A 21,656-nucleotide genomic window follows, 5' to 3' on the forward strand; every position below is an offset into this window, starting at 1 on the left:
TGACACTCCCCCAATGTCTTCGGATAATCGATTTAGTCCACCGGGTCCGCTATCCATTCTCCTTCGAGCATGCGTCCAAGCCCAGTTGTTCCGGCAGTTCGCCACGCCAAGAGAAGCGTTGAGTGACCCCTGATAGCGCAGACTTAACCGCCAGCTACGTCGGAAGGTTGTTGCCGCTGCTCAGCGCACCGACGGGATCACTCCTCCGCGGCGGTGCTGTCAGAAGTGCGCGCACCGGGTCGACGGTGTCTCGACTCCTGTCGCGGACCAAGTCCCAAACCCACGCCGTATGAAGCGGCCGTCGCGGACTGGGATCGATCTACACTCGACCCGTGAGTCCGAGCGTGGAGGAGGACGGCACATCTGCCTCTCGGCGGCTTCGCAAACTCGCCCTCGACGAGGAGATCAGAAGTTGCCGGCTCTGCGATGGGATGAATATCCCACGCGTCACCGCATCCGCGCCCGGTTACGGCAGCCTGAGCTCACCGGTGGCGCTGATCGGACAGAGCCTTTGCGAGAAATGCATGGATAGTCAGATCCCGTTCACCGGTGGGAGCGGAGAGTTGATCGACGAGAGCGTCATGCGTGCAGACCGTGCAAGGAACGGAATCTTCATCAGCAACGTGGTGCACTGTCATCCGCCGAAGAATCGCGCGTCCCATGAGCACGAGATCGTCAACTGCTCCCAGTACCTTCACCGCGAACTTGAGATCGTGCGCCCCCGACTGGTGATCACCTTGGGCCAGGACGCCGAACGGGTGCTGACGTTCTTCTATCCGCGGGCGCGGGTTTGTAAGCCGCCGTTCGAGAATCCGCGCGGGCGCCTGCCGAAGGGTGTGCCGTACGTCTTCCACGCGCAGCACCCGTCGTGGATCAAACGCCAGCACGACGACGAACTCGAAGACAAGTACGTGTCGTCTGTGGCAGCTGCCATCCGGTGGAGCTTTGATCGGGCGAGTGAACAGCCGGAGCCCAATTCATGAAAGTTCCTCGACGACGCGGTTCCGTCCGGCATGGTGATCAACGCGGGTGCTGGAGAGTCGGGGGCTTCCTCCGCGCGTGACCAGATCCCGCGCACTGATCGGGCGGCTAGCAGGTACTCGAGACCAACCCACCAACCATTGGATCCCTCGACACCAGACTCGAACTGTTCAAACCGCTTTTCGCGCGGACACCACGACCCGGTTCGGCGAGAGTGACCCGTGCGCTGCCGGTCCCACCGGTCAGGTTGAGGTCTTCAACGGCAACGGTCTGCCATCCGGTCGCGAGCCGCTTGGTCAGAGTGTGCAACGTCGTCGCGCGGCGCTCGGCGATCTCAAAGGTGTTGGCCCACCTCGTGAGTTCCTGCCCGGACTCGAGGAGTTGTTGCCCTCGGCGAGCCTGCGGATGATCTGATCCGGCGAGTGCCGCCCGCGCATGTTCGATGCCATGTCGTTGCTGATTCTTCCTTTGCCCGAACACCGGGCAACAGAATCGCACAACGACTGGACCACTACAGCGGGCTCACCTCAAGGCAGTGGGCTCGGACTCGCGTAAGGAACATTGTTTCTGCACCTGTTGTGCCGGTGTGCGCGCGAGGGCGGACTGGTGTGCGCGGTGGCAGGACCTACAGCGCAGCATCGACCCGTGAATCCAAACCATTTGCTTCGGGAGCACGCAGTCTCCGCACCCTGTGCAAAGCATGCGGGTGCGCCGGAACTCGTCCGCCCGGGCACGACGTGCCGTCCACTTCCGGTTCAGCCGGCTGTTCGCGATATAGAGCACGACGAACCCGGTGAGGAGCAGCGTCACAGCGAACAGTCCCGCGACGATCGAGACCGTAGCCCAGGACACCCCCACCACGGCGGTGATTGCAACGGCGGTGACGACCGCTTCGACGTCAGAGTCCATCGTGCTTGTCCTAATCTCCGGATTCGGGGGAAAACAACCTGATCTGGTTTGCGAGGGTCTCGATCATCGCCCATCCCATTGCTTCTCGTGGGCCGGGAGCGCGATGCGGCCTTTCTCCCACTCGGCCATCGCCACCCTCTCGATGCCGGTCACGCTGCCGGAATCGTTGAGGGTCAGCTCACCCTCGCGCGAGCGCTGTGCCCACTAGCCGCTGATGACGTTGCCGAACGTGCGCGAACGGCGTGGAATCGACGATGCCGTGCCGGGTGAGCCGCAGGGTTGCCGCCTTCGGGGTCGGTCAGAGCAGGGGGCGGCGGCTGGATAGGCCGCGCGTAGGCCCAGCTCCGGCGCTTCCCATGCCGACGGTAGCAAGAGCCGCCACCCCTAACTGCAGTCGATGATCTTGGTACTGAACCACTACTCATTTCCTTGTTCTTGACGAACGGGGTCCACTCAACCTCGTTACTCGCGCAGGGCGCTCGGCCGCCACTGCCCACAGTTCCTCATGCGGGCGTAGCTCTCGGCCCGCGTGAGAGATCTGTCGGCGAAGAGCATCGCGGCGTTACCAACGACGCCCCGAGCGAGGCCTGTCGGTCACGTCCTGTCAAGTGGGCATTGACGAAACGGAGCAGGATGACTGACAGCACCCAGATGTGGTTCAAAGCAGCCTGGGGGCGTTTCGACATCCCTAGCCGTCAGGAGGGTTGATCGCCTTTCCGCTATGGACGAGGACGTCGAGCGGGAGATTGTCGTCAGTTCCGAGACCGAAGAGAAATTGACGCGGCGCATAGCCGCGAAGTAGTCATCGAGGACGAAGACCAGTTAGGCGACTTCGATGGTGGCGACCTTGTCGACGGCAGGTGAATTCGCCCTCGAACCGACTGCCGGAACGGGGTCAGGATTCAGTTGCCGTTGACAAACCTGGAGATCGTGCTTCGCGAGACGATTCTCGATCCAGGTGCCGAACGATGCCTTACCACGCGCGAGCAGTCCGAGTGGTCGGCTGCCCTTCAACCACCGTTGCGTCCTGTCCGGGCGTGAGAGTGACGTGACGCTTACCCGGTGCCTGAAGTGGTGATCGATGCGACATGAGTGCTCTCATAACGCTGGTCAGGCTGTGGTGAAAGCGCACTGAAAGCGCCTACCCTTGTCGGTGAAGATGAACGACGGAGGCAGGATGACCGACAGCGACCATGAGGATCGGTCCGAGCAGCCGAAATCAACGCTGGACCGGGAAGCCCGCCGGGCTTTAAGTGACGCGGCTAAGGATTACTACGACGACGATGTTCCCGTTGACGACGACATAACTATTGTTCACTACCTAAGCCGCACCGAGGTCGCGGCGTATCTCGGGTTGGCCGGAGTGAAGTCGCTATCGCGGGTCGTGCTGCCTCGACCTGATGTCATGGTAGGCAACCACAAGGGCTGGACGCCTACCACGATCGACAATTGGAAGAGCAACCGTCCCGGACCCGGATGGTGGGGGGCGCATGACCGACAAAGGCCTCCCACTGGGGATTAGGCACTATGACGAAGTACATCCTAGGCAGGGAGCTTTGGATCCGTCGGCGAATACCGTCGATGGGGTTGATCGCCGCCGACGACGCACTAGCCGCGCGGTAGCTCCAGGTCCTAATGCACAAGGTCGGATGGCGTCGCCTCGGTCGTCGCCCACCGGGGTTAGACCTTGACGCTGACGGTTCTGCGCTGCACCTAAAAGCGAGGGAGCCTGTCGTCACCGACTGCTAGCGTCTTAGACAATTCACAGGTGCCGACGACGGCTTGCACTGACTACATGGGAGCGTGATGAGATTCTTGACATGGAACATCCAAAGCGGTGGCGGAAAACGAATACCGGCGATAGTGCGAGAACTGGAACTATTGTCCCCCGATTTCGTTGCACTCACTGAGGTGACCTACAGCAATCTTGCAAGTCTGCGGCAATCGCTTGCCGCAAACGGCTACCACCACATCGAAACGACGTGCATTGAGGGCCGCGCGAACAGCGTTTTGGTCGCAAGCAAGCTGTCGTTCGATGTTATGAACGAAGACATTGGCAATGATCAAGAGCGGTGGCTATCTGTTCGAATCGACAGCCTGGATTTAAACGTATTGTCCGTCCATATTCCCGGCGCAACGGATGATAAGTTCGGCCCAGATGGATACGGCCTGTCCGGGGAAAGACGAAAACAGAACTTCTGGGATGAGGTCATCCGGTATGCCCAAGCGCACAAGGGTGAGAAGACGGTCCTTCTAGGAGATTTCAATACCGGCCTCAAAGAGGATGCCCAGGGCACGCCATTCAAGCTGTCAGACAATATTCGCATACTCCGATTGGAGAAATATGTCGACACTTGGCGGCACTTAAATCCCAAAGCAAGGGAGTATACGTGGTACTCAAAGCAAAAGAAAGAAGACTATAACGGTTTCCGGCTTGACTACGTCTTTGTTTCAACCTCTTTGCGCGAAAGCATAAATAACGCAGAACATATTCACCACGTCCGCGAGGAAAAGTTATCCGACCACGCGATGGTGTTTACTGATCTGTCCATAGAGCCTTAGATTTCTAACCCTGCATGGAGCTCAGGTTTCTTTGCACATAATGGCCGGATCTACAGCAATTCGATAGATCACCTATAGATCCAAGCAACACAGTCCCGAACTCCTTGACCATCCGGGCGTTCTAGTATGCCGCTGTCCCAGCAAGGCTGTAGTGACGCTTGGCATGAATGCGGAGGCTGTCGTTAGGTGATCCGGTCCGTCCTGTCACGGCCTCGTTGAGGGGCTCCCGGCTACGCAGGATCTCGGTCAAGGTGACCGACATCCGAGACGCCAAACTCGATGGCCGAGAGACGTCAGGCCACCACGATTGCGATCTGTAACCAGTCGCTCAGGAGACCGCGAGTCGTTCGTCGCCGAGCGCAGACAAGTGGAATTTCGTAGGCGGCGTGCCGCACGGCCCGTCCGCGTGCGCGTGGGGCGCACTGGTGACCCAGTCGGTCGGTGACCGCGGCTTTCACCGGGCCCGTCCGTGTGCGTGTGCGACGTGGGGCGCACCGCATCGCGGCGATGGGGGCGGTGGTGCAGAAGGGCCCGTCCGTGTGCGCGTGGGGCGCACAGCCGGTGCGGAGGGCTCGGTTGTCCATCGTGGGGCCCGTCCGTGTGCGCGTGGGGCGCACACTAGCTGACCAGCGGGAATTTCCGTGCTGGTGCGAGTTTGGGACGGCTTCTCGATTGCTCGGGAAGGGTGGCCACCGTGGTGGTCTTCCCGCTTCTACGCGGACTGCCATCGACCGGGGTCGGTGGTCTGATGTCTGCTCGGCGGGCGGTTTTCGTCTCCTCCGTGCCGGGGGCGACGGCCGCGTACGCGGCGATGTTACGTGCGGCGTTCACGTCTCTGTCGAGCGTGAGTCCGCATGTGGCGCATTGGAATACACGCTCCGAGAGGAACAGTTTGGCTTTCACTGTCCCGCATGCCGAGCATGTCTTACTGGACGGGAACCAGCGGTCGCACATCGCGAGCGCAGACCCGTTCCAGGAAGTCTTGTACTGGAGCTGGCGGACCAGCTCCGCGGGTGAAACGTCGAGGATCGCCCTGTTCAGGCCGCTTTTCGCGCGGACACTACGACCCGGTTCGGCGAGGGTGCCCCGTGCGCTGCTGGTTATACCGGTCACGTTGAGGTCTTCGACGGCCACGGTCTGCCATCCGGTCGCGAGCCGTTTGGTCAGGGTGTGCAACGTCGTCGCGCGGCGCTCGGCGATCTCGTGGTGGCGGCGGGCGACGGTTCGGGCGGCTCGGCGGCGGCGCTGGGAGCCCTTCTCCGTACGAGACAGTGCGCGTTGAGCTTTGAGCAGCCGCCGCCTCGCCGTCTTTAGGTGGCGCGGATTGTCGATGATCGCCCCTGTGGACAACGCGGCGAGGTGGTGGACGCCGATGTCGACACCGACTGGCCCAGCCTTCTTCTGCCGCTTCGTCGGAGCTACCGCTACCGCGGGTTCCTTGATGAGGACACTGGCGTACCAGCGGTGCCCACCGCGGCTGATCGTGACGGACTGGATCACCACGCCCCGACCGATCGCGCGGCAGAGCGGTTTCGCCGTGCTGTGCAGCCGGATCGATCCCAGACGTGGAATCGTCAAGCGGCGGTATCCATCCGGGCGGATGGTGGGCTTCTTGACGTCGTGGTGGATCCGGAACGAATCCCGCGCGTGATGTTTCTTCTTGAACCGCGGACGCCCGACGCGTCCTCCGGCGCGTTTCCCGGTGCGCGATGCCCACCAGTTCTTCCACGCCGTATCAGCGTCCCCGAAAGCGGACTGGAACGCATACGTGCTCACCTGGTGGAACCAGGGACTGACTCCGTCGACACCGGCGCGATCATCACCCTTGAGCCTGTTCCACGCTTTCTGGATCGCGGGTTTCGTCGGGATCGGATGGGACTCCCTGACGGCCGCATATGCCGCGGCTGGTTCGGCACCGCCATCGATCAATGCTTCCGCGGCCGCCGTTTTCGCATCCAGCGCCGCGAATTTTACCGCGATCGCATGGTTGTAGGCCCACCGAGCCGCCCCCGCATGCTGACTCAACGCGATCAGCTGAGAACCGGTCGGGTCGAGCGCGAACCTATACGCGCGCATCCGCACATCGGCAGGCGCCTCGGGCGCTGCCACTACCGGATGCTCGGTCACCAATCCAGAATCGCACGAGCCACTGACACAATTGCGCGGTCGCACGGAGTGTCGCGACCCGCGGCGCATTCTGCTGATGCTGCACTGGGTGCTCGACCCGGAGCGCGCCGGCTTCGTGGGCGGCGCACTTGGCACTGAATCAATGCGCACGTGCGCGGCCGCGCAGTCCCGCTGGAGCCGATACCCGCCTCGAGTCCTTTGCGCGGCATGCAGTTCTCGGAGCAAGGGCAGTCAGCTAGGGAGGCGCTATGACGGCGCGCCGACTCCTATTCCGGTGATGCCGCGCTGGGGTGCTCGACCGCCAGCAGGGCCAGGAGCTGCCGGTAGGCGTAGTACACGTCGGCGAGCGCCATGGTATCCGGATCGCGCAGCAGCGCAACGGCTTCGTTGGCGGCGCACTCAGCGCTGATCAACGCGAACGTGCGGGCCTCGTCCTCGGGTAGCGCCCCGAAGGCGACGTTCGCGGCCGGAGTCTGCCTGCATGCACGCGCGTTCTCGTCGAGCAGGACGTCGGTCCCGGCGAGCTCGGACCACCATTCGTCCTGGACCGGGCGCTCGTTGTGGATCGCTTCCAGGATCAGGCGCCGCAGGTCCCCGCAGGTGCGGCCCTCGGCGGATCGCACGTCGAAGCTCGGTGCGCGGGTCGCCGCGTCCCACGCCAGGCCGAGGCACTCCCCCGCGATCGCCGCGGGGTCGACGGCGGCGATCTCGTCGACCATGTCCGGGCACGACACCTGCAGTCGGTGCATCGTCGCCGCCGTGTGCGTGGTGAGGTCGATATTGGGATCGGGATCCGGGCTGACACCGAACACGGCTTCGTCGGGCAGCCGGTCACGTAGTCCGCTGGGGACCGACGCGGCGATCGCCATCAGCTGGGTGCCGTACCGCTCTCCCATCACCGCCGCGTATTCGGCGATGATCCGGGTCGGGTCGGCCAGCCCTTCCCACAGTCGCGAATCGGCAGCGGTGTGCCCGTGCCACGGTGATCCGACCTCGACCGGCAGATGCATCGCGCGTGGGAGCCAGCCACGGCCGCGGGTCGAGGTCACTACGAAACTCGGCGCGCCGATCACCCCACCCCGCAGCACGCCGACAGCCCACTCGGTGACCAACGCGCCGGGTACCGCGAGGATCCCCGCGAGCAGCGTTTTCGCGTGCAGCAGATCAATATTCACCGGCGCGGCGATCAACCCGGACGCTGGCGCGGCAGCGACGAACGCCGCGGCGGCGCTGTCCCTGATCGCGACCGGCGCGGACGCGGCCGCAGCCGCCGCAGCCGGTGGCACGATCGGGCTTTCATGCACCGGGGTCGCCCCGGGCCCCATCACCGGGCCCGCACCCCCGGTGGTCGGGGCGAGCGGTGCCGCTTGGATCGGCGGGACAGCAGCCGCCGGCATCGGCGGTCGATTCACCACCGTGCCCGCTGGATCCGCGACTACCGGACGCACCTCCGCAGCATGCGACTGCACACTGCCGCTGCTGACACCGCCACTTCCACCGTGCACACCGGCGCCACCACTACCAGAGCGCGGCGCGACCGGCGCTGATTCGGTTGTCGGCACCGAGGGTGCCGCGTGCGATGGGCTCACCGACGGCGACGACGGTGAGGGCATTGACCCAGCCCCGGTGCTGCCCACACGAACACCCGGATTCGCTAGTCCCCCACTGCGTTCCGGGTCAGGCGCGGTCACGCCGTGGGATCCGCGCCCCGCCCCCGCGCCTTCACCCTTCGCACCGCCACCGGTTCCGCCGGCGGCGGTATGCGCGTCCGATCCCACGCCGGAACCGGGCTTCGATCCAACACCGGTGACATCACGACCACCGCCGCCACCAGTCACGGCGGAATCGGCACCGCCACCCTTACCCAGATGCGGTGTCTCACCACGCGCACCACCGGTCGCGAGACCGTCCGCACGAGGCCCCGTAGCACCCACACCTCCACCACCACCGGACGAAACAGGCGGCGATGTTGACTCGCTCGGACTGGCAGCACTCTGCGGCGGAGCCGGATTGGACGTAGGACTCGGCGACTCCGCCTTCGTAGGTGCCTGCCCATCACTCGTCATCGAATCCGGGTGGTATAGAACCTCGTCTCCCGTGACATGATTCGGCCTGCTCTCACTCATACTCGCGGTTTCTGCGGTCAATTCAGCCCTCGATGCGTCGGCCGCATTTTCGGTCGGGCCAGGCACACCAAGTCCGGGTCCGCTATTCCATCCGCCGTGCGTCGTGGCTTCACGGCCGTGCCCTACGGGCGGCGGTGGGGCTCCGCCGCCTCCTGCGCCTCCGAGAACGGATGGGCTTGTGGGTATTTCAGCGGCGAGTCCGCTCACCTGTCCGGCGACGGATGCGGAGACGCCGGCTACCTCCGCCGCGCCGGCCGTGACGGCTGTCTGGATCATGGCGCGCGCCTCGCTGGCCACGGCTGCTGCCGTGAGCGGTGCACTCACCGCGCGGGCGGATGCTTCGGTCTCGATCGCCGCGATCGCCGCTTGCGTTTCCTCCACCGTGGCGGCCATCTGCGACTGTCCGGCGCGGATGGTCCACGCCATGATGTCGAAGGTGGTGCCGATCCTCAGGTAGTTGTCGCCGACCTCCTCGACCGCGATGCCATAGCGGCGCATCGCGGCCGACATCGCCTCCACCCCGTCGCCGCTGTTGATTTGCAGCAGCCCAACGCCGTTGGCGATGACGGCGTCGCCGAGCGCGCGCATCTCACGACCGTCAGTGGTCATTTCGTGGGCGATCTGCGAGAGCAGGTCCGGATCGGTCGACGGCCAATTCGCCCCGAGGATCTCGTCCGCGTACGGACCTGAGGGCCGGGGGATGCTCACCGCTGACCACACACCTGACGAGCCGCTATCTCCGCAGCGCCGACCCGGTCATCGACCGTATCCAGGCTGCGCGAATCATGCGCCCGCACGGCCGCGCTCGACATCAGCCGAGTATTCGTCCAGTCGGTCACCGCGGCCGCGACCGCGGGATCGGTGTCCGGTTCCACCCGCACCTTGAGCACCGCTTGATCGGCGGCTGCAACGTACGGAGCGATCCAGGTGTCGACGTCAGGGTCCTCAAAAGACCAACTGGCCGGCCGGTACTGCTTGCCAGCAGCAACGACGCTGTCGAGGGCGGTCGCGAATGAATCGCATGTCTGTTTGGTGGCTTGCGCGGGTGTGAGCGCGGACGCCGACGCTGCGCCAGGGTCGGGTGGGCTGCTGGGCCGTGTGGCGAGGCTGACGATGAGCGCGACGGCCAGGGCGACGACGAGCACGGAGAGCACGACGATCGCCGCGGCAGCGCCACGCCTGCCCCGTGCGGGCTCCGACTGGGTAGACGGCGGCGTGTCGGTCTGGCCGGGCTCGACGGCGACGCCGGCCGCATCTGGGCCCACGGTCAGAGTCCGCACGCCGAGCGTGAGATCAGCTCGGCGGCATCGAGCCGGGGACCGAGCTCGCTGCTCAAGACCTGCTGCGCCTTGCGGAGGATGACCTGGTCCCCGATCAGGACGGTGGTGACCCAGTCGGTCACCGCGGCCTTCACCGTGGGCGCGGTGGCCGGGTCGATCTGAATGCTCAACGCGGCCTTGGTCATTGCGTCGGTGTAGGTGCGGAGCCGGTCATCGATCCCCAGGTCGGCCGGAGACCATCCGGACGGCAGGAGGACCTGGAGGGGTGCGATGGCGTCGAGGGCCGCTGCGAACGAGGCGCAGGTCCGGTCGGTGGCTTCCACTGGGGTGAGGACGTCGGCGGGGTTGGGCCGGGCGGTGCCGGCGACCACGGTGGGCTCGGTGACGGTCCGGGCGGTCTGTACGCAGAGGCCGGTGACGATCATTGTGGCGAGTGTGAGGGCTGCGGAACCGAGGACCGCGCCGCGCCGGGGGCGCCGCTTGCGTGCGGGCTGTGGGGGCGCGGGGGTCGGCGGGGAGGGCGCGCGGTCCGGCGCTGTGGTGGCGTGAGGCGTCACCGATTCCCCTCCTTCCTCGGCATGCCTGTACCTAGTATGCGCGGGCGACCGCGACTTTTATAGCCCGATGTCCCACTGGTGATACTAAGCTGTGAGTGTCTGATCTCGATGAATTTCGATCTGGACGGAGCGTGCTCATGCGGGAGGACCCATACGATGTGGCGGCTCGCGTGGCCGTTTTCGAAGGCAGAGCCGGCCGGGCCAATGACATCGCCGGACGCGCTGCCGGGCGCGTGACCACGGGAATCAGCGCGGGTAGTCCGATCGATGCGGCCGCGGCCGCCGTTGCGACCAATTCCTCGTCGGCCATCTCGACCCAGGGGGATGCGCTGTCCAGCGCCGCATCCGCGACGGCCCAGGCCGGCTATGTCGCGATCCGTGAATGGGCCGAGGCCGACAAGGCTAACGGCGAGTCGCTGGGCAGCGGCGGGACTGAAAGTGCAGTCGAGGGCGGCGGCGTCGATGGCGGGCCCGCCGAGGGGCACTGGATCTAGCCAGTGCCCTGCTATCTCCATTCGAGCATCTCGATTGTCGAGCGGCGTGAGCTGGCGTTGCGGGCAGCTGCCGCGAACACGTGTCCGGACTGTGGTCGGAGCAATGCGCTCCACGGGGCGTGCGTGACGATGGGTCGCGAATTTGCCGGTGGGAGAAGCCCCGGCGCTGCACTCGACTCGATCATTTGATCGAGTCGGTTGAGTCAACGGGTCGATTTATCGCGTGACCTGCGTTTACGTCGCGTCCCCCGCTTGCCTGCGGCGGGCGGTGCGGCAGGCCTTGTGGGACGTATCTGCCTTCTGCTCGCGTCGGGCCCTTTGCCGAACTTGGCGGCTTCACGAGTGTGTGAACACGCCGGCGGTTCGTGATTAGTCACGATTTCGGTGATGCTTGTGCCTGCCTGATGGCGGGCCGGTATGGGGAGACAACGCGTTCTTCGAGGTCCCAGTGTCTGGCCGGATATTGTTGGCGCACTTGGTCATAGCTGCCGGTGAGGTTGGTGATGTCGCGACGGTGTCCGTCCGCGTCCGGTGTCTTGGCGGTCGCGCGGTACTCGGTGCGGTAGCGGTCGAGATCGCGGGTGTCGTTCATCCGCCAGGCCCGCAGAAGGCGTCGGATAACTGCCGCGATCGTTTCGCCGTCGGCGGCAGCCTTCTCGGTGGACGGCTGCCATTCATCGTCGGGAATGCGCACGGTTCGGCGCGGCGTTTCGTTGCTGGTTGATGTGCTCGGTGGTTGCACCACTGTCATGCGTTAATATTATATCGCGTCATGCCGTTCGATCCCCCACGCGTGGCAGGCGGCGACGGGCCAGGCTCATGTCGGAGTGGGCTGCACAGCCGGGATCCGTCCGACTCGGTGGTGTTGGCTACTCATGTTCATGGTGCTTGAACTGCCGTTATGGCATGTCCCCGTCTGTTTCCGCGCGGCGGCCGATGACCGCGGCGACGAGAGCGGCTGCTGTGCAAATCAGGGCGAAGATTTGTCGTTCGGTCCAGGTGTCGAGGAGATCGATCACCGTGTGCACAATGATGAACGCGGCCAGGACCTGCCAGGACCGCCATTTCCAGAAGATGACGATGGCGACGGTGGCCCAGATCAGCAGTCCCAGGACTGCGGGGCCATAGTAGAGGTGGTAGGCGAGGCGGGCTGGTACGGCGATGGCGAGCAGCGCGATCAGGGCCCGCTGGTGATCGCCGAAGGCGGCAGCAGCGATGAACACAGGTGCCGCGAGGACGATGATTTCCTCGCCGATCCCCGCATTGAGCGCGTTCGCGATGTCGACCCAGCCGGGTAGACCCGTGTTGATTGAGGTCCCGGATGTGGTGGCGTCGGCGATGAGAAGCGCCACGACGAGGGACACAAACGCCACCATGCCGTACAGCCCGGCCGCGGTGACGCAGCGGTGGGCCGGGCACGGCAGCCATCGTGTGCGTGGGGTATCCAGGACCGAGAGGGCGATCGCCCCGCTCGCGAACACGAGGCCGATCGCCGTCGCTACCCAGCTGAGGATGTATTCCTCGGTGCCGGCAGCGGAGGGATCCGCGGTCGGCGTGGCTTGCGTGTCCGGCGTGAAGAGCTGGAGCGCGGTCATGATGCCGGGTCCGTAGGCGATGAGGTAGGCGCTGAGCCACAGGGTGGCGGCGAACAGCATCTCCGGCCAGCGGGTGCGGAGGGCTCGGCCTGCTTCGGTCACCCCGCGATCATGCCTCGGACCACCGACCGGATTCGTGCTCGATCGAGGTCGCGGATAGCGGTGGCTCGACGCCGGAAGTGGGTGCGGCGGATTCGCCCGTGGCGGGTTCGTGCGGCATACACTTTCACCCAAGGCAGTCCCACCATTGGGAAGGATTTGCGAGATGGTGCTGAATATCGATCCGGCGGAGCTCGATCGTCTGGCGCTCACGCATGACGATGCCGCTGATCAGATGAGGGCCTACGGGCAGCCTAATCACGAGTTGATGGCCAGCGTGCTCGAGACGCACGGTGATGTCGCCGCGAGCCTCGTGACGACGCTGGATACGTACTACGCGCGGCGGTCTGATGATGCGGGCGCGGCCGCGGATGATCATGCGAAGACTGCGTCTGATCTGCGTGTTTCGCGCTCGGATTATATTGCGACCGATCAGGCCGTCGGGAGCGGTTTCACGCGGTCGGTCCGGGATCTGTAAGCCGCTCTGTGACGCTTCGGGTCGAACCGGCTGGTGTACATGCCGCGGCGGCGTTGCTGGATTCGTCCGCGGCGGCGTTGAGTGCTGCGGTTCCCCAGGTCGTCGTTGCGCCTGCGGGTGGTGACGACGTGTCGGTAGCGGCTGCGGCGCTGATCAATTCGCGTGCCGCGCATGTCGCGAGTGCGGTGCGTGCGGCTGCGGCGGTGATGGTGGGTGCGGCGGCGGTGCTGCGGTCTAGTGCGGCGGACTATGTCGGTGCCGATGTGGGAAATTCGGGGGCGATAGCGGGGTCCGGTAGAGGGTATGAGGCTGGGGCGGTCGCGGTCGCTCCGGTCCCGGATCTGATGAGCGATCGACGCGGCGTGGGCGTGCCGTTGCAGGTGGGTGCGGATCCGATGGGGCTCGCTGCGGCGTTGCTTGCGGGTGATTTAGGGACGTCGGCTGCGACGCATTCTCAGGCGTGGGCTGGGCTGGCGGGTGTACTTGCGGCTGTGGCCGGCGACGTCGGTGCTGTCGCTGCGGCCGGGTTGCCGGGGTCGTGGAATTCGCCGGCCGCCGATCGGGCGATCGGGCGTCTGGGTGTGCTCGGTGGTTGGTTGACCGATGCCGGTCGGCACGCCCGCGTGGTGTCGGAGTCGTCGGCGGCGCATGCGCGTGATCATGGGGTGGCGGTCGCTGCGCATCCTTCTGTGGGGTCGGTGGGCGCGGTGCGGTCGGCGCTGGCCACGAATCAGGCTTTGGTCGCTGCGGGTGATACGGCTGCTGTTCCGGCGCTTGCGGTTTCGCGGCAGCAGTGGGCGCGGCTGGTGTCGGATTCGTCCGCGGTGGTCGCGGAGTACGGGGGTGCTTCTGCGCAGTCGACTGCGCCGCAGCCGCAGGTGCCGCCGCCGCCGGCGGTCGCGGCCGGGAATGACGGTGCGGGTGGTGAGAAGCGGCCCGCCGGCGAGGAGCCGGCTGCAGCCGGTGAGGACCGGGCCGGCGATGAGGACGCCCCCGCCGGCGACGACGGGGTCGAGTTGACTGCCGACGATCCCGGTGTGCAGGCGGATGCGATGGCCCTCGCGGCGCGCGAGCTCGCGGCTCAGGGTGGTGCGCAGCAGGATTCGCAGCAGGCGGCGCAAATGATGGCGATGGGATCGCAGATGCTGCAGCAGGCGCTGGCGCCGTTGAGCAGTCTGGCGTCCTCGGCGATCGCTCCGGTGTCGATGCTCGGGGCCGATGCGGGTATCGATCCGGGTCTCGTTGACGGCGAGTTCGACGATGTCACCGACCCGGGGTTCGGTGACTACGCCGGTGGTGGTGGTGGGGGCGGTGACTACGCCGGTGGTGGTGGCGCTGGGGGCGGTGGTTTCGGCGGTGCCGGTTCCTACAGTGGTGTGGGCGTGGATTCAGGAGCGGTCACCGGCGCTGGGGCCTCGGGCACGGCTGCTGCCGGCGCCACGTCGGGGGCGGTGATGCCGAAGACGGCACCCACTCGTATTGCGGGAACCACGATTCCCGGTGTCGTGAGTGAGCCGGCGGCGGCGCGGCCGGCGATGCCTGGTGGTGCGATGCCGATGAGTCCCGCAATGATGGGTGGTCTGGGCGCGCCCGGTGGCGGCGGTGCCCGGCCGCGGAACAAGACGTTCTCACCGGATGAGCCGGTGTATGTGGATCAGACCCCGCACAGTCCGGCCGTGATCGGTGCGCGTCAGCGGACACCGCCGAAGGCGACACCTCCCGCCGAAAAGAGCACACCCACGGCCAGGAATGCGAAGGGGACCAATCGATGAGCGATGTTGTTGCTGCGGCGGAGGCTGCGGGTCGGCGGGTGCAGCAGGTCCTCGCGGATTCGGCCGAATTGTCGGCGCGGTTCGAGCGGGCGATCCGGGATCTGGACACGATGCGGGTTCGGCGACCCTCGGAGGACGAGACGATCGTGCCGGAGGTCGACGGGCTGGGCCGGTTGACCGGGTTGTGGCTCGCCGATGGGTTGTGCACGCGGCTCTCTGGTGAGGAGCTGGGGGCGGCGATCACCGCGGCGATCAATGCGTCGAATGTCGACGCTGGTGAGCGGCGTGAGGCGATCAGCCGGTCGATCGCCGGTGACGATGACCCCGGCGACTAAACTAGGCCTATTTATCGTTCCACCGGTGGGACGATAAATAGGTGCATCTGCGCCATATAAGCAGCGTGGCCGACGTAGGCTCGGCGCGTGGATTCTCCGGCACCGTCGGTCATTCTGAATTGGCTGCTCCGCGACGATGGATTGCGCAGGGTGGCTGCGGCCTGCGCGGATGTCGAGGCGCGTGGCGGGCGGGTGCTGGCGTGCCGGCTCCATCTGCTGACGGGCCGGATCCGGCTCGACCTGTCCGCCGGTAGTGACGCGGACCCAGCGTGGGTGCGCGACGACGACGGCAACTGGCGGATGGAGTGCGACGATCTCCCCCCGCCCGCCGGGTCGCAAGGTGCTCTAGTGGTCGTGGGGATCACTGTCGACGACGAGTTCCTCATCGTCGATCTCGCTGCGGTGGCACGGATGTCGATCCATTCGGTCCGGTCGGTGGACGTGGCGCGGTCGTGGGCGTTGCAGCTGATCCTCGACGAGGGGCTGCGCGCGGTGTCGCGGGACCCCGGCGTCGTGGTCGGCGGGCCGGCGGTGATCGCGTTGCTCGCCGAGGACGCGGCGGCGGCGGGGGGCACCCGGGTCGGGTTCACCGTCGGGGGTGGACTCGAGATCCCCGGTGGCGCGTTGATCGTGCGGGATCCGATACCTCCCGGCGAGGATGATTCGGGTTCGGCGTTTTACCTCGGTACGGATTTGACCGGTGATGTGTTCCTCGAGGCCGTGCAGATCAGGGTCCGCCGCGCGCTGGTTGTCGGTCCGGCCGATTGGGATAGCGCTGTCGTTGTGGCGGGGTCGGATTCGGTGATCGATCCAGGCGCAGCGCCCGAACCCACTACCGAGCACCACTCCCCCACCAGCGTCGACGAGGACGGTGTGAAGGATTCTGCGGGTCCGGGTCGGCGGCGGGCGCGGCGCCCCGCAGACGCGACCGCCCCCGCATCGCCTGTGGTGGATGAGGTTCCGGAGGTCCTCGGCGCCGATCCCAAGCCGCCGGGTGAGGACTACCCGCTTCCCACCGATCCCGCCGACGTCGAGGTCCGGGCCGAGGTCGACGAGGCCACGCTCGCCGGGGAGCTACTTTCCGGGTTCGGGCATATCTGGGTGCGTGTGCTGGGTGAGATCCGGGTGCAGATCCCCGGCGGGGAAACCCTCACTGCCGTAGGGAAGTTCGGTCGCCCGTCGCGGGAGACCGAACTTGTCACCTGGATGTCGTTGAGCCCGAGCGGGTTGTCGGGTCGGGAGGTGGCCACGCTGTGGCCCGGTGATGATCCCGACGTTTCCGCGCACAGCCGCAAACGCAATGAATTTGTGTCGCGGCTGCGTCGTCAGCTGGGCCCGATCTCGCCGGCGGTGCCGAACGAGCCGGCGCTGGCCGAGCGGGAACGCAGCGGCGGCGCGACTTTCCGCACGCATGCGGCGATGTTGACCGACTGGGCGGTGTTCAAGTCCCTGGTGCCGGGTCCGCCGTCGGCGGCCTCGACCGCGCAGCTGCATGCGGCGCTGTCGCTGGTCACCGGCCGCCCGTTCGCCGACGCCCCGGCTGGCCGGTACGCGTTCAGCGGCCCGTACGTCGATGTGATGCTCGATGCGTGCACCGACGCGGCGCTCGAGCTGGCCACACGCTATATCGGTGACGGCCGGTACGAGCAGGCGTTCGCGGCCGCCAACCGCGGTGTCCTGGTCGACGTCGCGCGCCAGGATCTGTGGCGGCTGGTGCTCTCGACTGCGCCGCATGTGTCCAGTGACCCGGTCGAGCTCTATGACCTGATCGAGCAGGTGCGTCGTCTGGTTCCCACGCGTGATCTCGAGCCCGAGACGCGGAATCTGATGGAGAGGCTGAAAACCGTTGAGTTACAACACTGACCACGATGACACCGAGTTGGCCCACGACGGGGACGGGCCGGAGCCGCAGTTGTACGCGGTGTTCAACGTCGATCGCAGTGTCGGGGTGTGGTGCGATCGCAGCGGGGAGACGGTGCATGTGCAGCTGACTGCGGATGCGCTGCATTTCGGGGAGCGGTGGTTGGCCTCGGAGATCGTGATGGTCGCGGGCCTGGCGCACGAGCAGGCGCGGGTCGCGCTGGGTGAGGAGATCCTGGAGGCCGGGCGGGCGCGCGGTGAGATGGGGCTGGCGCATGCGCGGGAGGTGGTCCGGGAGATGGGGCTGCCCAGCGATTCCGAGTATCGGCGGATGGTCGAGACGACTCTGTACGGGCCGGTGTGAGTGGTGGCGCGGGTGGTGCGCGCGCCGCTCACCGAGCGCGGTGGTGACGCGACGGAGTGTGTGCGGTTCTCGGTCGACGGTGTCGGGTACGAGATCGACCTGACGGCTGAGGACGCGGCGCGGCTGCGGGCGGTGCTGGCGCCGTGGATCGCAATGGCGCGGCGGCGCGGTGGGGCGGGTGTGGGGCGGTTGATCATTCATCCACGTCCTGCGTTGGAGCCGCGGGAGGCTGCCCGTGTGCGGGACTGGGCGGCGGCGAACGGTATCGCGATTGCGCGGAAGGGCCGGATTGCGTATTCGGTGATCCGCGCCTTCCATGACGACGCGACGTGATTCTGTGTCGTTCGCGATGTCCACACCGGAACCGGACACCACTGTTAGTCTCACCCGTGGGACTAGTAATGTCCGGGGAATTCGGAGGTGGTCTGGTCATGCCAGCTCGGCGTATACGCGCTCCGCAGTCGAAGATTGCGTCGATTTTCGACGCCGACCCCCGGATGGGGTGTTTCCGTCAGCGCGCCCTTCATCAAGTGTGGGAACGCTGCATCGACCGGCTCTACGCCCCGTCGACCGGCAGGCGCAGTCAGCGCACCGTCGCCTCGGCCAGAGTCGCTGCGCGCCGGTTGTGCGCGCAGTGCCCGATCCTCGGCGACTGCGAGGCCGTGGCCGCCGCGAACGCCTACACCGGCATCGCTGGCGGAAAAGTTTTCGTGCGTGGGAAAACCCGCCAAGGTACCGAGTCGAGGAGTGTGGCGTGACGGCCGCTGTCGAAGCGTTCGAGGTGGGGTTGCATGCGCTGACGGCGGCGCGCGAAAAGGCCGGTGACGGGGCGCGAACCGAGCTCGAGCGGGCCCGCCAGGCGTTCACGCTCGCGGTGAAACGGGATCCGACGATGACCGACGGGTGGATGGGGCTGATCGCGGCCGGTGACACGTCGGCGCGAACCCTGTTTCAGGCGTCGCGGCACGCCGAGAACCTGTTCGTGCATTCGCGTGCTGCCGGGCTTCCCGACGGCGCGCTCGAAGGCTGGTTCGACCTCGGCGTGTTCGGGTTGCGGCATCCGGTGCGGTTTCCCAGCGAGGTATCCGTTGCGCTGGCGTGCTCGCTGGCCTACCCGGGCGGCGGGGACTCGCCGCAATGGGCCGAAGCCGCCGAGCAGCTGCAGGGCCATCTCGTCGCAGGCAAGGAACGCAGTCACGGCTACCAGCTGGCGCTGACGGCGCTGACGGGGATGTGGCTCAACACCGAGCAGTGGACGCGGGTCACCGACACCGAGCCGCGGCTGACGGTGACGTGGGAGCAGCCGCTGCTCGCCGCCGCGATGTCGACGATGATCGCGCAGGCCTTCGCGAACCTCGGCGCGCTCGACGAGGCGTCGCGCAGACTGCATGCGCTGCTCGACGATCCGCAGGAGGCTGCGCAGAACTTCCGCGGTCACGTGCGGTTGACACTGGCGTTGGTGTTGCGTGAGCAGGGCGAGGAGGAGCGGGCGCAGCGGATCATTTCCGAGATCGCGGCCACCGACGCGACCGGGCAGGTCGCGGCCTACCGATCCTCGACCCAGCGGCTGCAGCGCACGACCGCGGCCGCGCTGACCACCCGCACCGATCCGTGGGATCCCGGCAGCGGCCACGACCCGCAAGTCGCGGCCGACCGTGAGGAATCTGCGCAGCTGCGCGAGGAATGGCTGCAGGAGGCGTCGGCGACGCTGGCGCAGCAGATCGGGATGGCGGCGGTAAAGCGGCAGGTGGAGAAGCTGCGGGCGACGGTGCAGATGTCGCGCAAGCGGGAGAAGGCGGGGTTGGCGACCGACAGCAGCTCGCGTCATCTGGTGTTCATCGGGCCGCCCGGGACTGGGAAGACGACGATCGCGCGGGTGGTCGCGAAGATCTTCGCCGGCCTCGGGGTGGTGGATTCTCCGAAGGTGGTGGAGGCTTCGCGCCGCGATTTCGTCGGCGAGCACCTCGGGCACACCGCGCCGAAGACGAACGCCGTGATCGATTCGGCGCTGGGCGGGGTCTTGTTCATCGACGAGGTGTACACCCTGATCCAGGAAGGGCTTTCCGGTGGCGACGCGTTCGGGCGTGAAGCGGTGGACACGCTGCTGGCGCGGATGGAGAACGACCGTGACCGGCTGGTGGTGATCGTCGCCGGATACGAGGACGAGGTCGATCGGTTCCTTGCATCCAATGATGGCCTGTCGTCACGGTTTTCGCGGCACATCCGGTTCACCTCCTACACTCCCGACGAGCTGGTCGACATCGCCGATGTCATCGCGGCCCGTCGGGATTCGCGGCTGGCGTCGGGAGCGCGGGAGGAGCTGCACGCGACGTGTGTGCGGCTCGGCGACGGGCATCGCGACGGCAAAACGCTGATCGACATCGCCGGCAACGGGCGGTTCATGCGCAACGTGGTCGAGGCCGCGGAAGAGGAACGCGACTTCCGGCTCGCCCAGGATCATCCGGATCTCGCCGAGGACGGTGACCCAGGCGAGTTGCGGGAGACGTTGATGACGATCACGAAAACCGATATGAGCGAAACTGTGGCCAACCTGCTCGCGGATTTGAGGATTTTCCGATGAGGATGCGGCTGACGTCGCGCCCGCAGGTTTCTGGGTGGCGGTTCATGCTGCGCCGCGTCGAACACGCTCTGGTGCGGCGCGAGACGGTGATGGTCGACGATCCGCAGCGCGGGCAGAGCATGGCGCTGACGCTCGGGATCATCGCGGCGGTCCTGGTGGCCGCGATCTGCGCTGTGATGGCGCTGGTGTCGCCGCAGGGGGTAATCGACGGGTCGACGAAGGTCGTCGCCGACAGGGCCAGCGGCGCCCTCTACGTGCGGGTGGGTGAGCGGCTGGATCCGGTGCTGAACTTGACGTCGGCGCGGTTGATCTCGGGCTCTCCGGCGAACCCGAAACGGGTGAAAGCCAACGAGATCGCGAAGTATCCGCGCGGGCCGCTGGTCGGGATCGTGGGGGCGCCGCAAGTGGTGGAGCCCAACGGGTCCGCGGATTCGGAATGGACGCTGTGCAACACCTCCCGGATCGGGACGGCGGTCCCCCTGGATCCGGATACCGGGCTGCCGACGACCGCGACACCGGTGTCCACCACGGTGATCGGTGGGCCGCTGGACATGGCGGGGGCGGCGGGGCTGCCCACCGACGGCGCGCGGGTCGTGTCCTACGACGGGGACAACTGGCTGCTGTACACCCGGGCAGACGGTGCCGGTGTGCGCGCGAAGGTCGACACCACCGACCCTGTCGTGACCGACGCGCTCGGGATCGACGGCGCGCGGGGCCTGCCGATCGGGCGGGGCCTGTTCGACGCGCTCGTCGAGGAGCGGGCGCTGACGGTGCCCAGCGTGCCCAATCCCGGTGCACAGCCACGGTATTCGCTTCCCTCCGATGCGAAGGTGGGGTCCGTGCTTCGCACGACCGGTCTCGATGGTGAGGCCAGTTTCTATGTGGCGCTCGACGGTGGGGTGCAGAAGATCGGGCAGGTCGCGGCGACCATGTTGCGGTCGAGCAATTCGGTGGGCAACACCGCCCCGGTGGAAGTTGCGCCGGACGTGGTGAAGAAGGCACCCGCCTCGGCGCAGCTCGACGTGGCCGGCTACCCCACCAACCCGGTCCGGATCGTGCCCGACACGTCCCCGGTGACCTGCCTGCACTGGCAGCGCGCCGAGGGTGAGACTGCGGCGACGACAACGGTTCTGACCGGGCGCAGCGTGCCGTTGACGGTGGAGCAGCAGAACGCGATGGTGGCCCCGGTGACCGCCCCCGGATCCGGGGGCGCCACCGCCGACCGCATTTTCATGCCACCCGGGCCGGGACGTTTCGTTCAGGTCACCGCGGATTCCGGTGGGTCGAAGGAAACCTTGTGGTGGCTGGCCGATACCGGGGTGCGGTACGGGATCGACACCACTCCGGCCGGGACCGCGCAAACCCAGCCGGTGGCGGCGCTCGGACTCGACGAGCCCGCCCCCGCCCCCTGGTCGATGGTGCGGCTCTATGCCGTCGGGCCGCCGCTGTCGCAGCGCGACGCCCTGGTCTCGCATGACGGTATCGCCCCCGACGAGCAGGCCGCTGCCCTACCCACCGCCCCATCCGGAGGTTGAT

The 21,656-nt window shown here is 66.6% G+C and carries 19 protein-coding genes; 13 read left to right on the plus strand and 6 right to left on the minus strand.

The window, feature by feature from the left end:
- Positions 1–332 precede the first annotated feature (332 nt).
- The 3 genes from OG921_RS24180 (at position 333) to OG921_RS24190 (ending at position 4,452) form a co-directional block, all read left to right on the plus strand.
- Entirely contained in the window at positions 333–983 is a 651-nt protein-coding gene (locus OG921_RS24180; protein WP_266115122.1) for a uracil-DNA glycosylase family protein, read from the plus strand.
- A 2,084-nt stretch (positions 984–3,067) separates the two neighbouring features.
- Positions 3,068–3,412, plus strand: coding sequence for a hypothetical protein (locus OG921_RS24185; RefSeq protein WP_266115123.1), 345 nt, complete (start codon positions 3,068–3,070; stop codon positions 3,410–3,412).
- Between the two features lie 284 nt (positions 3,413–3,696).
- Positions 3,697–4,452, plus strand: coding sequence for an endonuclease/exonuclease/phosphatase family protein (locus tag OG921_RS24190; RefSeq protein WP_266115124.1), 756 nt, complete (start codon positions 3,697–3,699; stop codon positions 4,450–4,452).
- 618 nt (positions 4,453–5,070) lie between these two features.
- Here OG921_RS24190 and OG921_RS24195 read toward each other — a convergent pair.
- The 4 genes from OG921_RS24195 to OG921_RS24210 all read right to left on the minus strand — a co-directional run bounded on the left by OG921_RS24195 (position 5,071) and on the right by OG921_RS24210 (position 10,542).
- The gene (locus tag OG921_RS24195; RefSeq protein ID WP_266115125.1) at positions 5,071–6,579 is read right to left on the minus strand and encodes an RNA-guided endonuclease TnpB family protein; all 1,509 of its coding nucleotides are present in this window, start codon (positions 6,577–6,579) and stop codon (positions 5,071–5,073) included.
- A gap of 266 nt (positions 6,580–6,845) precedes the next feature.
- Positions 6,846–9,413, minus strand: coding sequence for a hypothetical protein (locus OG921_RS24200; protein WP_266115126.1), 2,568 nt, complete (start codon positions 9,411–9,413; stop codon positions 6,846–6,848).
- A complete protein-coding gene (locus tag OG921_RS24205) occupies positions 9,410–9,985 on the minus strand; it encodes a hypothetical protein (RefSeq protein ID WP_266115127.1) in 576 nt (191 codons plus the stop codon). The genes OG921_RS24200 and OG921_RS24205 overlap by 4 nt, the downstream gene beginning before the upstream one ends.
- The gene (locus OG921_RS24210) at positions 9,973–10,542 is read right to left on the minus strand and encodes a hypothetical protein (RefSeq protein WP_266115128.1); all 570 of its coding nucleotides are present in this window, start codon (positions 10,540–10,542) and stop codon (positions 9,973–9,975) included. The genes OG921_RS24205 and OG921_RS24210 overlap by 13 nt, the downstream gene beginning before the upstream one ends.
- Before the next feature lie 137 nt (positions 10,543–10,679).
- Between OG921_RS24210 and OG921_RS24215 the strand changes: the two genes are divergently transcribed.
- A complete protein-coding gene (locus OG921_RS24215; protein WP_266115129.1) occupies positions 10,680–11,036 on the plus strand; it encodes a hypothetical protein in 357 nt (118 codons plus the stop codon).
- Positions 11,037–11,409: 373 nt separating this feature from the next.
- On the opposite strand, the gene OG921_RS24220 is transcribed toward OG921_RS24215, so the two are convergent.
- Together OG921_RS24220 and OG921_RS24225 are read right to left on the minus strand one after the other, a co-directional pair.
- The gene (locus tag OG921_RS24220; RefSeq protein WP_266115130.1) at positions 11,410–11,787 is read right to left on the minus strand and encodes a hypothetical protein; all 378 of its coding nucleotides are present in this window, start codon (positions 11,785–11,787) and stop codon (positions 11,410–11,412) included.
- 148 nt (positions 11,788–11,935) lie between these two features.
- Entirely contained in the window at positions 11,936–12,733 is a 798-nt protein-coding gene (locus tag OG921_RS24225; RefSeq protein WP_266115131.1) for a hypothetical protein, read from the minus strand.
- Between the two features lie 163 nt (positions 12,734–12,896).
- On the opposite strand from OG921_RS24225, the gene OG921_RS24230 reads away from it, so the two are divergent.
- From OG921_RS24230 to eccB, 9 genes are all read left to right on the plus strand, one after another.
- Entirely contained in the window at positions 12,897–13,208 is a 312-nt protein-coding gene (locus tag OG921_RS24230) for a type VII secretion target (protein WP_266115132.1), read from the plus strand.
- 8 nt (positions 13,209–13,216) lie between these two features.
- Entirely contained in the window at positions 13,217–14,980 is a 1,764-nt protein-coding gene (locus OG921_RS24235; protein WP_266115133.1) for a PE domain-containing protein, read from the plus strand.
- Positions 14,977–15,315 carry a hypothetical protein gene (locus tag OG921_RS24240; protein ID WP_266115134.1) on the plus strand — a complete coding sequence of 113 codons (339 nt, stop codon included), beginning with the start codon at positions 14,977–14,979 and terminating at the stop codon, positions 15,313–15,315. Before OG921_RS24235 ends, OG921_RS24240 begins: the two co-directional genes overlap by 4 nt.
- Before the next feature lie 87 nt (positions 15,316–15,402).
- Positions 15,403–17,178: a bacterial transcriptional activator domain-containing protein gene (locus OG921_RS24245; protein WP_266115135.1), complete on the plus strand. Its 1,776-nt coding sequence runs from the start codon at positions 15,403–15,405 to the stop codon at positions 17,176–17,178.
- On the plus strand, positions 17,162–17,539 hold the full coding sequence (locus tag OG921_RS24250) for a hypothetical protein (RefSeq protein WP_266115136.1): 378 nt from the start codon (positions 17,162–17,164) through the stop codon (positions 17,537–17,539). Before OG921_RS24245 ends, OG921_RS24250 begins: the two co-directional genes overlap by 17 nt.
- Before the next feature lie 12 nt (positions 17,540–17,551).
- A complete protein-coding gene (locus OG921_RS24255; RefSeq protein WP_266115137.1) occupies positions 17,552–17,872 on the plus strand; it encodes a histone-like nucleoid-structuring protein Lsr2 in 321 nt (106 codons plus the stop codon).
- Positions 17,873–17,970: 98 nt separating this feature from the next.
- The gene (locus OG921_RS24260) at positions 17,971–18,297 is read left to right on the plus strand and encodes a hypothetical protein (RefSeq protein WP_266115138.1); all 327 of its coding nucleotides are present in this window, start codon (positions 17,971–17,973) and stop codon (positions 18,295–18,297) included.
- Entirely contained in the window at positions 18,294–20,120 is a 1,827-nt protein-coding gene (eccA, locus tag OG921_RS24265) for a type VII secretion AAA-ATPase EccA (RefSeq protein WP_266115139.1), read from the plus strand. The genes OG921_RS24260 and eccA overlap by 4 nt, the downstream gene beginning before the upstream one ends.
- Positions 20,117–21,655 carry a type VII secretion protein EccB gene (gene eccB, locus OG921_RS24270; RefSeq protein WP_266115140.1) on the plus strand — a complete coding sequence of 513 codons (1,539 nt, stop codon included), beginning with the start codon at positions 20,117–20,119 and terminating at the stop codon, positions 21,653–21,655. The genes eccA and eccB overlap by 4 nt, the downstream gene beginning before the upstream one ends.
- Position 21,656: the final 1 nt, after the last annotated feature.

It is taken from the genome of Aldersonia sp. NBC_00410, assembly GCF_026342035.1.
In the GTDB taxonomy this organism is placed as follows: domain Bacteria; phylum Actinomycetota; class Actinomycetes; order Mycobacteriales; family Mycobacteriaceae; genus Aldersonia.

Coding starts and splice junctions, on each gene's coding strand:
- eccB (WP_266115140.1), top strand. CDS start 20,117: ATGAGGATGCGGCTGACGTCGCGCCCGCAGGTTTCTGGGTGGCGGTTC.
- OG921_RS24185 (WP_266115123.1), top strand. CDS start 3,068: ATGACCGACAGCGACCATGAGGATCGGTCCGAGCAGCCGAAATCAACG.
- OG921_RS24260 (WP_266115138.1), top strand. CDS start 17,971: ATGCCAGCTCGGCGTATACGCGCTCCGCAGTCGAAGATTGCGTCGATT.
- OG921_RS24190 (WP_266115124.1), top strand. CDS start 3,697: ATGAGATTCTTGACATGGAACATCCAAAGCGGTGGCGGAAAACGAATA.
- OG921_RS24240 (WP_266115134.1), top strand. CDS start 14,977: ATGAGCGATGTTGTTGCTGCGGCGGAGGCTGCGGGTCGGCGGGTGCAG.
- OG921_RS24215 (WP_266115129.1), top strand. CDS start 10,680: ATGCGGGAGGACCCATACGATGTGGCGGCTCGCGTGGCCGTTTTCGAA.
- OG921_RS24220 (WP_266115130.1), bottom strand. CDS start 11,787: ATGACAGTGGTGCAACCACCGAGCACATCAACCAGCAACGAAACGCCG.
- OG921_RS24230 (WP_266115132.1), top strand. CDS start 12,897: ATGGTGCTGAATATCGATCCGGCGGAGCTCGATCGTCTGGCGCTCACG.